The following is a 9726-nucleotide window of genomic DNA, read 5'->3' on the forward strand; positions in this document are numbered from 1 at the left end:
CATACCTATCTGATAGAAAGGTAATTCTTACCTTGTTTATTGAAAAGCGAATAGTCTTCAACTAATTGATTTTAATTTGTTTTTTAAGGATCTCCTAAAGCTAATCTTTCCGTGAATAGTCACAAGTTGATGCTATAATTGTTGCATATGGTGATGACTGAGAACGTAATGATGAGCAATGTTGAGCCAAGTACAGACTACCGACCAAGCAAAAGACTCAATGCAGAAGATATAGTTATTGTAGTGATCATCGTTACTACTTTGCTCTTGGCGCTAATATCAACGGCTTTATGGTTTCTCGAGGACCCTATACTTATCCCACCTCCAATTATTGCGATTTTTTTGGGTATTGCTGTCGCCGCAGTATTATATCGATTTTTAGGGGGAGTCAGTGACGCAACATTTAAAGTTGGCGCACTCAGAGTTACTGGAGCCGCAGCGATATTAATTTTCGTTGCGTGGTGGGCTGACGGTAAGTTGGAAGCAAACAAACCAATGCCAGCCGTAGTGCCTTTTGATTTAACTAAACATTCAATTCCAGAAGTGGCGACTTGGTTTGCTGTAGATAAAGAAACAGGTCGGCCCATCAAAGTTACCTTCCCGCCGTTTAATCAAACACATGAACCTCCCCAAATGGCCGAAATTAATGGGAAGAGGAGGAAAAACGTTTTAGCTTTGAACAAAGAAGGGGAGTTGATCATTGTTAAGTCAAATGAAAGTGAGGGTAGAGTTTTAGGCTCAGTAGATGTAAATGAAATCAATAAGCTCGATTTCTACGATACATTTTCTCTTCAATTAAAGTCATATAGGGTCGTGTCATTTGGACCAAATGATAAAATAGATATCAATAAGGATCTTCCATTCATTCTCGAGTCAAGAGGATTTTACGATAACTATAGTAATATTTACGTGATTGATAAGACAACGAACGAAGATGTAAAAGAGCTAAATATGTATCTAAGGGAAGCGAAAGTCATTGAGTTTCTTAATCGATATTACCTAATTAGCGTTGTTCAGGTTAACCATGAAAGTTCTTCGGTAGATCCTTACGCCAAAATCTATGTGGCCGAAATATTGGTCAGTCATGATGACAAGTTATAGGTTTTCCACCTAACGTAGGTGAGCGGAAAAAGAAGGGTTGGCCATAGCTGTGATCGAGATGTGTCATATCTTCAAGTTGAAGCATGATGTTTGATGCTTTGTCGAGCACCTCTCGGCCGATCGGTGTGACGAGCACTTTCTTATTGTCGCGTTCAAAAATCTTAATGCCAAGCTGTTTTTCAAGCTCACTGATGCCCGTGCTTAATGTGGATTGACGAACATGACAGAGTTCGGCCGCTTTGCGAAAATGCAGAGTCTTCGAAACGGCCAAAGCATACGTTAATTGTTTAATGGATAGCATGCGGCCCGCCTGTCGGTATGATTTCGTTCCTTCATCAAAGTTATTTTAGATGATTGAAACGCGTTTATTTGGTGCTGCCGAGCAAAATCGATGGGTACCTACCATCCTTCGGCACGACACCGTTTTTCAATATCTAGCGCAACGAGTTGGACTTCGTGCTCAAGGTAATGCGTGGAGCTTGCCATTTGCAGCATATCTTCAACAAAATGATCAGGGCGGATCATGCGGAGTGTGCTTTCGTTTTTACAAATGAAATCGACGCACGGTGAGCCGTGGGCATCGCAGTACTCAACGATATACGTGGCGGCAGTTTGGCGGTTGAGCTGCTGATTGAGTTCGAGCATCCAGTTGAGGTACTGTTCCCCAAGCCAGCTGGAATAGTGCTGGTTAAAGTAGCGTTTGAGCGATTGGTAATTGAAATTGTCAGATCGTCGATACGTAATTTGTGAGCGGGTGGGTTGCTCATCGTCAGACGGGAAGTACAGCTCAGAGGGCAACTGATAAGGGTAGCGCTCTTCTATCCAGGTATCGATGGCCGATTTGACGTGATTGAGAATGTAGTGGAGTGCACTGTAAAGCCGACCATAAACAAGTTGGGATTGATAATATAGCCGCAAGTGTTCCCCGTTGTACTGATTGATGTAACTTTGCGGGATCTTACAATTTAGGCTGGAGTCATTGACTCGCTTAAAACTGGTTGGGGGAATATCGTTATGCATCAGCCAATGTTGATGTTCTCGCCAAAACGCGATATCCATCGCCAAAAGATCTGGCCAAATTGTTACACCGAGTTGGGCGCGCATTGGATCGCTCAGCGAAAGAAAATCAGCACCTTCACCATGCAATTTTTGCAATTCGCTGTTGAGCTGGTAGATAGTTTCGGGCGCGGCTTGCTGCCAGAGGCGCTGCTTTTCTTCGTTACTCTTGCTTTCTGAGTACCCTGGCAGATAACGTTCATAAAGTTGTTGTTTCAACATCACTACTCTCTGAAAAGGTATCTGTTGTTACCAAGTATATACGTTTAAATGGTACTCGTAGTTCTTTCGTGTGGGAGAGCGCGTTAGTTAGAGGGTGAAAATAAGCACTGACTTGAAGCGACTCAGCCAGACAAAAGAAGCCTTCACAACAGTATGCGCGGCGAAATTTACAAGGTCTGACTGATGGCCAAGATCTTTTCTCTCAACCAGAGGTGTGCCAGATCGGCGTTCATTCTTGGGTGCCAGAACATTGAAATGGTGATGGAGGGGAGGTTAAACGGCAGTGCAAAGCTATGCATGTTTTTCCTCAGGCTTTCCGTATGCTTTGCCGGAACGGTGGCGATAAAAGGTGTGCTTCGTGCTAATGCGACCGCGCTGCTGTAGCTGCCAACCAATGCGCGAACATCAAGTTCATCTTCTGGTTTATCTAACAACGAGGCTAAGTGATGGCCGCGTTGACCGTTACGACACACGCCAATGTGACCCGCTTGCAGATACGATTTTTGTGTAATGGTGTTCCTGCTCAGGGAGTGACCTTTTTGAACCACGCCGATGAATTCGTCATCAAACATTCTTTGCACAATCAGCTCGGGATGAGACAACTCGCTGAGTTTACCCGTTTCAATATCGACCGAGCCATCTCTCAGGCTATTACCTTGGGCGGTTGCGTGAGAGAGAAAACGGATCCGAATACCGGGCGCTTCTTCGGCAATGGATTGGATCAGTGTGCCGCCGATACTTTCCACAAATCCATCGCTAGTTAAGAGTGTGAAGGTACGTTCGATCTCTCCGATGTGTAACGAGGTCACGGGTCTGAGTACCTCTTCAACCTCTGAACTTATTCGGGCCACCTGAGCCTGAATCTCCAGTGCTCGTGGCGAGGGAACCAGCCCTCGGCCTGCTCGCACTAGAACAGGATCGTCCATCGTGTCACGCAAACGCGCCAAGGTCCGGCTCATTGCTGACTGACTCAAGTTCATTCTCCTGGCGGCGCGAGCAACATTTCGCTCTTCAAGAAGTACTTTCAGTGCCGGGATTAGATTTAAATCGATGTCTTTCATTATTCAGTATGTGGCGTTATGTGCATTTTATAAGTGTAGTTCATGCGTGTTCCGCCATTCAATGCTGGTGGATAAAATTGATCGAAACTTAGGTGACGAGCAAAAGGAACGCCCATGAAAGCCAACATATCTAAACTTGAACAGCCCGATACATTACCATTTGGTAAACGACTGGCGCTCTGCGGTCTGGCGATGGTTGTGCTGTTATCTTCCTTCAATATCAGTGTAGTTAACGTGGCATTACCAGATCTTGCGAACACGTTCTCGGTGGCGATGTCCGGAGTTCAGTGGCTAACCATCAGCTATTTGCTGGCGATGACGCTGTTGATGCCTGTTGCAGGAATGTTAGGAGACAGGTTCGGAAGAAAATCACTGGTACTAAAAGGATTAGGGATTTTTCTTGTCGGGACCGTAGGCTGTGTTTTGTCGGACAACCTCGTTCTTTTGATTGCCGCACGCGCTATTCAAGGCGTAGGGGCTGCATTGCTGATGAGCTTGGCGATGAGTTTTGTCAGCGATCTGGTTCCGTCGTCGAAAATGGGATCCGTTATGGGTTTGCTGGGCACTACTTCTGCAGTGGGTACTGCACTGGGACCTGTGTTGGGCGGTGTACTGATCAGTCATTTTCACTGGAATACGATGTTTTACGTAAGTGTGCCAGTTGGAATCTTGGCTTATGTACTGCTGAGTCGCTTATTACCCCATTCCGCTTCAGAAGTTCCGAGTACATCCATTGCTGCTTCTTGGGTTATTCAACTGCAACAAAATCATCACCTTTTACGTAGTTGCATGGCCAATTTTTTGGTTTCGGCGGTGATCATGTCTACGATGGTTGTTGGTCCTTTTTATCTAAGTAACGGGTTGCAACTGAGCCCCGAAAAAGTAGGGATCCTGATGGCAATTGGCCCTATCGTTGCTGCGATAGCCGGCGCTCCGGCTGGTCAGTTAACTGACCGAAAAGGCGCTGCATTCGTTATTTGTGCTGGCCTTATCAGTATGATAGCCGGCTGCTTGTCCATCGCGCTGAGCGCCCAATCGACGTCAACACTAGGGTACATGGCATCGTTGGTCCTTATCACTGCTGGATATGCGATGTTCCAAGCTGCGAATAACACCGCGGTTATGAAAAATGTCAAAAAGAGCAATACAGGCATTACTTCTGCTCTGCTTAATTTTTCGCGAAACTCAGGTTTAATGACCGGAGCTTCAGTGATGGGGTGGGTCTATATGACGGCCGCTGTTCGCATATATGGTGAACAAAATTCATCTATTTTCGGTTTTACGATTACATTTTTATTAGCGTCAGGGCTTGTAGCATTCGCAATGGCAGGAATCTTTACAGGGAAAGAAAAATAGGGAGTAACCATCTTGTTGTTATAATCTATAGGAAGGTTTGAATTATGCGAAATATAATAATGAAAAAGTTGAAGTGACAATTTTAAAATTATCACTTCAACTTGGTAGCTATTTTTTGTATAGATTGTTTTTGGGTGGGATAATCAATGGAATGTTTTTGTAGATGCTCATAGAGCACTGTTTGTTTTTACGTCAGCTTCTTATGTGTTTATTCTCTTCGTTAGTGTTGAATTTATATTGGCTAGTTATCATTGTTTCATTTAATTAACATGTGAGCATTTTGTCTATTAGTGGTAATGAGATCCTGTCCACAATATTAAAACATGTCTTAGTTTAATTTTTAGATAAAATGACAGGATGCTCCATTCTGATTTTCTAGTCTTTCCGTGTTATTTCATAAACAACCTCTCAGTTGGTCGTTCTTATCGGCAGTTTTATCTAGAGGTTCTGCAATTGCTAAGATTGTAATATCTGCTGGTAAAATCCGAGTTATTTTCGTCAGTGTTCTGTAGTAATGAATCCGTTAGATAACCCTATCTCACAAACAGAATTTTTATCTCGAATCGGCTGGATCCGCGAAGTGCATCCTGAAGGCAATCGCGTCAAGATCGATTTTGAAGGTAACCCAGTTGGACAAGCAATATGGAGTGCCGTAGGAAGGGCATTTACCTATGCCGATATCCTACTTGCCATTGATAACCAGTTAGATTGTCGCATTGAATTTATGGCAGGGGATATTAGTTTGCCGATCTTAGTTGATATCTATTCCTCTTTGCTGGCTAAAGATGAACTGGTATTTAGAGCCAAGCGCATGACGATAGAGGGTAAAGAAGAAGTCATTCTTCGTTCTGGGGACGCTCAAACTCGGCTTCGTTCCAACAACGCTTCCGTACGTACCGATGCGGTTTACATAAGCAGCACTGCAGAAAAAGTGCAGAAAATAAACGCAAAGAAAGTCACCTTAAATTAACAATCAACTGCCCAGGAGTCGTCAATGGCTGTCACAATTAATGCAAACGGACTGAGTGTCGTTCATAAAGGTTCTGGGGGAGAGGCGAATGCGTCCGTACCTGATGTTTGTCTTACCAAAGTAGGCAAACCTGTCGTGCCTATCCCATATGGGAACAACGCCAAGTCATCCGACTTAGCTGACGGTAGCGCGACTGTAGTTGCTGATGGGGGCAACAGCATTGCATTAAAAGGCAGTAAGTTCTCAAAAAGCACTGGGGATGCGGCTGGCGACAAAAAAGGGGTGGCGTCCGGTACGATCGAAGCGGAGGCTGAGTTTGTTACCGCCTCATCTAATGTATTGATTGAGGGTAAAGGCGTCGCGCGTCATTCGGACCAAATGACGATGAACAAAGCCAATACCATGTGTTTCGGTGTGCAGAATCCGTCAGTCAGTGTGGATGAGGAAGCTGAGAGCGAATGCGATTTACACGTCTGTGTGCGCTATCCCAATGGGCAACGCCTGACGAATGCAGAATATGCCTTAAAAGACGAAGGCGGTGCGTCTTTGGGGGCAGGGCAACTGGATGAGCGTGGCAAAAGCAGTGTTTCTGGCCTGAAGCCTGGCAAAGCGGTGATTCAGGTAGAAGAAAGCCGAGACGACTATGCGCTTACCCCCGTGAGAAGAGAAAACCCTCATTATTTAGCATCCATTCCCGATGGTGACTTTTTTGATATTGCCAGCAAAGGTCAGCGTGGCTTCTGGCAGCCGACTCGTATCGAAACCGGTTTGACGCCATGGGGGAGTATCGGGCAGTGTTTGAGCAGCGACGTATTTTTTCAGGATATTGTTGAAGCCGAAACAAAGCGCCACTTTCGCCACTTGCACCCGGAAACCACATACAACTTCGGCACGGTGAGTGATGCAGTTATTGGTAATCTGAATATGCCGTTTCCTCATACGACGGAAACCTTGTTGGCCTATTCAATGCCATTGAGTCTGGAGGAAGGTGAGTTACTCTCGGTGTTATTGCGTCTTGCGCCTCACGAAACCACCGATCGCATGCTGGCTTATATGCGAGCTCGTGGAACGGGCAACCCGCAATCCTACCTCGGTGGTTATGATTGGCGTGGTGCCGAGAAAACCATGAACGATGAGCTGGATAGTTTAATCGGCAAAATTAAGCAGCGCTTGGCCTTCCTAAAGGGAGAAGCGAGCAAGTTGCAATATGCCTATCTGTCGGAAGAGGTGTTTGACAAGCATATTGATACGATCAGCACTTACGCCAAAGGGTTGCCAGATCTCGTTTCTGGAGTCTTCACTAAAATGAAATCCAAAGCCTCGACACTGCTGTCTAACACCAGCAACGTGAACGTGATTAAAGCGCCTGACAATACCTATTCTGCAGAGGCAGGTGTGATAGAAGCCGTTGTCAATACCACGCAAAGCGTCGATTTGGTTGAACCCTATATGAATGAAGTGCCCGGGAAGATAGATAATGTGTTGCCTATCTATCCCGTGCGTTACGGGTATGCCAACTTCTTTGATACCATTCTGCCTGCTCAGGCGCCGCCGACTTTGCCTGAAATGGCGAGTGCTTCCGGCCTCAATGAAACTGGTGGTTATATTCTGCGCCTGCTGCGTGAAGGTTGGATTTACATCAAAGAAGAGGGGGATAAAGACCAACTGCATATCTTCCACTACGCTCAAACTGAAACCGCCACAGGCGTGATCGAAAAGTTCGAAAAATACTACTTTACCAACGAAGAAAACGCCCAAGATGGCCTAACGCTGGATACCTCATCCGGTTCGACCTTCTATCCATTTGCGTTTGTGACGGCGGGCACCAAACAAATCTCCATTGCGTATTCCGAGCATGAATGGTCTGCCGACATTATCGATAAAATGAACACCGACCTAGAATGGCGAAGTAAAGCCATTCAGAACGTTGACTTCTCAACGGTAAGCACCGACTTCAGTGTTGCAGCCAGTCAAGACACTCTCATTAATCTTGTGGAAGACTACCGGTCACACGATAATAAATGGTTATCAAATAAAAAAGACCGTCAGCCAAATCCTCTGGGGCTCGATGTCTTTACAACCCAAAACAATTATCATCTTTCAGCAGAAGGCATCGTTGCGACGATGCAACAGAGCCACAGCGACGAGAAAGACGGCACCTTGATCGCCCTCTTTGATCCGGTTGGGCGGCAGTCCGATATTGCATTTTCTCTCACCCTGCTGTTTGGTATAGAGCAATCAGAAGAAGCAAGCAAAGTGTATCCGAAGACGATCGGGGAATTTATCTTACAACTGAATCAAGGTGCATCCGACTCAGAGCCAATACAAACCGCCATCAATGAAAACATTAATGTCGCTGAACTCACCCGATTTTACCAAGAAAGTCGTGAAACAACTGAAGCGCTGAAAGCGCGCAGAGCCGAGTATTTGGATTTATTTTCTGCTTTCGCTTATCAGGATTTAGCCGATGGGACGGTGGGCTCACTCGATAACTATCTTGAGATGTTCTTTGATTCGAACGCCCCCACGGATCCCTTTAAGGAGCTTCAAAAGTTGAACGCCGTGATGTCCGCCATGCTTGATGGGATTGGGAGCTCTAAAGAAGGTCAGAATACCGTGGTGAGCATGATCAATGCGGCGTATGAACAAGGGACGCATAACGTTTACCTGACATATGAAGATAAGCTCAAAATCATCCTCCTCCAATGCCAAGACCACGTTGACTGGGCAGACTTGGCAACAGAGCTTGCAGACAATACACCTAATGCACTTAAGTTTCTTTGGAGCTGGACCGCAGCCACAGCCAGATACGGGAAAGGGCGCGTAATCCAATCGGCCCTTAAGTTAAAACCCGTTGCTTACATGGGGCTGCTTGACTTTATCCCAGTGTTCTTTGAAAAAGGATTTGGTATCAAAGAGGTTGACGGAACAGTGAGGATCACACTGGATGAACTGGGTCGTATCTTGGCGAAAAACATCGATACTGGCGGGCAAAGCCATTTTCCAATGTTGAAAGCACAAGCGGCGTTGCCCTTTGCAAGAAGGTTGATTCATTGGGGGGATGAACAAAGAATAACAACCTTACCAGAGCTCAGAAAGGCTGCTGAGTCCTATCCGGCACCGAAATTAACTTTACCTAATTATAGTCATCGATACGCCAGTTTTGACGCAGAGTCTCACCTTGCGTTACTCGGTAAAAGTCTGGACGGTGCGCTCTCTATGGTCTCATTAAGAGCTAATATGGATGTATTGGTTCAACTGACACAAAGCAGTGCGTTTGAGCACGCCGACCCAACAAAACAACATGACTGGGTCACATCGACACAAAGCACGACTACGGCTTTGGCTGCCTTGTCTGCGGCCGTAGTCGATCATTATGGCGTACGACGCACGCAACTGCTGCTGGCGAAAAAAACGCTAAATTCCAATCGGTTCTATTTTGCAGTCAAATCTGGATTGCCCTCCTTACTCGGAGCCGTGACAAGAGGTGGTGCAAAATCTGTTACATCCTTGATAGATTCAAGGCTGGACCACCTCAAAATGCTCTCAGAGGCAAAGGTCTTCTCTAGGCTGATTGCCGCCTCAAACTTAGCGCTATTGGTATCATCGACTTTCGATGCGATAGATGCTCATGATTCGGGTAACAGAGGACTGATGTACGCGTATGTCAACCAAATGATCAGCTACTCAATGTTTGCGGTGGGTCCAATCCTTACGCTGAGGAACATTTCTTCAGCAACGATCAACTCTGGTTATTTTGCCCTGATCGGTTTTGCTTTATTGCTGGTTGCAGAAGGTATGAGATTGAAATACAGCAAAACAGAACTCGAGCAACTGTTGTTTAGCTGTTTCTGGGGCAATAGTGAAAAATATCCTTTTTGGGGTTTTAGAGAAGGAGGAAAATTAAGTATTTCTAAAAGAATTAGCGTTTCGAATACTGAATATGATGACAGAAAAATT

Annotated in this window: 7 protein-coding genes; 4 read left to right on the top strand and 3 right to left on the bottom strand. The window is 45.5% G+C overall.

Annotated elements, in window-relative coordinates:
* Positions 1-168 precede the first annotated feature (168 nt).
* Positions 169-1101, top strand: coding sequence for a hypothetical protein (locus CAG65_RS18865; protein ID WP_161454621.1), 933 nt, complete (start codon positions 169-171; stop codon positions 1099-1101).
* On the opposite strand, the gene CAG65_RS18870 is transcribed toward CAG65_RS18865, so the two are convergent.
* The 3 genes from CAG65_RS18870 to CAG65_RS18880 form a co-directional block, all read right to left on the bottom strand.
* Positions 1079-1402: a LysR family transcriptional regulator gene (locus CAG65_RS18870; protein ID WP_237668859.1), complete on the bottom strand. Its 324-nt coding sequence runs from the start codon at positions 1400-1402 to the stop codon at positions 1079-1081. The two genes, CAG65_RS18865 and CAG65_RS18870, sit on opposite strands and share 23 nt — an antisense overlap.
* Positions 1403-1500: 98 nt before the next feature.
* A complete protein-coding gene (locus tag CAG65_RS18875; protein WP_161454622.1) occupies positions 1501-2379 on the bottom strand; it encodes a hypothetical protein in 879 nt (292 codons plus the stop codon).
* A gap of 167 nt (positions 2380-2546) precedes the next feature.
* On the bottom strand, positions 2547-3440 hold the full coding sequence (locus CAG65_RS18880) for a LysR family transcriptional regulator (protein WP_161454623.1): 894 nt from the start codon (positions 3438-3440) through the stop codon (positions 2547-2549).
* Positions 3441-3554: 114 nt separating this feature from the next.
* Here CAG65_RS18880 and CAG65_RS18885 point away from each other — a divergent pair, with 114 nt between their 5' ends.
* The 3 genes from CAG65_RS18885 to CAG65_RS18895 all read left to right on the top strand — a co-directional run.
* Positions 3555-4796: an MFS transporter gene (locus CAG65_RS18885; protein ID WP_161454624.1), complete on the top strand. Its 1242-nt coding sequence runs from the start codon at positions 3555-3557 to the stop codon at positions 4794-4796.
* A 514-nt stretch (positions 4797-5310) separates the two neighbouring features.
* Positions 5311-5766, top strand: coding sequence for a hypothetical protein (locus CAG65_RS18890; RefSeq protein WP_161454625.1), 456 nt, complete (start codon positions 5311-5313; stop codon positions 5764-5766).
* Between the two features lie 24 nt (positions 5767-5790).
* A partial coding sequence (locus CAG65_RS18895) for a PAAR-like domain-containing protein (protein ID WP_161454626.1) occupies positions 5791-9726 on the top strand: 3936 nt, incomplete at its 3' end.

The organism is Vibrio sp. V39_P1S14PM300, from assembly GCF_009904765.1.
Lineage (GTDB): Bacteria > Pseudomonadota > Gammaproteobacteria > Enterobacterales > Vibrionaceae > Vibrio > Vibrio proteolyticus.